The 1,209-nt window shown below is 75.3% G+C and carries 2 protein-coding genes; both read right to left on the reverse strand.

All coding sequences use genetic code 11. From position 1 onward, the window contains the following. On the reverse strand, positions 1–669 hold a 669-nt coding region (locus ACTOWL_RS37895), incomplete at its 3' end, for an ABC transporter transmembrane domain-containing protein (protein ID WP_441326471.1). Further along, on the reverse strand, positions 669–1,209 hold a 541-nt coding region (locus ACTOWL_RS37900), incomplete at its 5' end, for an ATP-binding cassette domain-containing protein (RefSeq protein WP_441326472.1). The genes ACTOWL_RS37900 and ACTOWL_RS37895, both read right to left, overlap by 1 nt.

Here is a 1,209-nt window from a genome sequence, read left to right on the forward strand (position 1 = left end):
CTGATAGACCTTCAGCTCAGCCAGGCCCTGCACGCCCTCGACGATGCGGGTGCGCAGCCCCGCCGTGGCCATGGCGATCGCCTTGCCGGCCGGGGCGCCGATCCGCTGCATCGCCCAGGGCAGGGCGATGCCGACCAAGAGGGCCAGCGCCACCACGATCGCCGCCGCCGCCGGGTCCAGCCACAGCAGCACGCCGCCGACCAGCAGCACCGCGAGCACGGCGACCACGGCAGGCACGATCACCCGCAGATAGACGGCGTCGAGCGAATCGACATCGGCGGTCATCCGGTTCAGCAGGTCGCCGCCGCGCTGCTCCTCCAGCCGCGCCGGGGCCAGCGGGATGGCGGCGCGGAACAGCCAGACCCGCAGCCCGGCCAGGAAGCGGAAGGTGGCGTCATGCGTCACCAGTCGCTCGGCATAGCGCGACCCGGTGCGCAGCACGGCCAGGCCGCGGATGCCGGCCGACGGGCTGGCGAAGTTGAAGGCGGCCGCGGTCGCCGCCACCGCGCCGGCGACGGCCGAGGCGGCGATGAACCAGCCGGACAGCACCAGCAGGCCCAGTCCCGACAGGGCGGTGACGATGGCAAGCAGCAGGCCCAGCGCCATCTTCCGCCGCTGCGGCCGCGCCAGGCGCAGGATGGCGAGCAGGGGGCGATCCTGGCGGTCCATCACGCCGCCTCCGCCTGCACCCGGCCCTGGTCGAGCAGGACCCGGCGGTCGGCCATCGCCATCGCCGCCGGGCTGTGCGTCGCCACCACCACGGTGCGGCCGCGGGCCAGCCGGCGGATCGACTCCAGGATCTCGGCCTCGGTGTCGCGGTCGAGCGCGGCGGTCGGCTCGTCCAGCAGCACCAGCGGCGCATCCTTCAGGAAGGCGCGGGCCAGGGCCACGCGCTGGGCCTGGCCGCCGGACAGGCCGATGCCGCGCTCGCCGACCATCGTGTCGAGGCCCAGCGGCAGCGCCGCCGCGAACTCCGCCACCCGCGCCTCGGCCGCGGCGCGCTCGACCGCCGCATCGTCAGCCTCGGGCCGGCCCAGCCGGATGTTGTCGCGCAGCGTGCCGTGGAACAGCACCGGCGCCTGGCCGATCCAGGCGATGCGGCGGCGCAGCTCCTCCGGGTCGATCTCGGCCAGGTCGACGCCGTTGACCAGCACCCGGCCGGCATCGGGCCGGCGGAAGCCCAGCAGCAGCGACAGCAGGGTCGACTTG

Origin of the sequence: Inquilinus sp. CA228 (assembly GCF_052078665.1) — a bacterium.
GTDB lineage: Bacteria > Pseudomonadota > Alphaproteobacteria > DSM-16000 > Inquilinaceae > Inquilinus.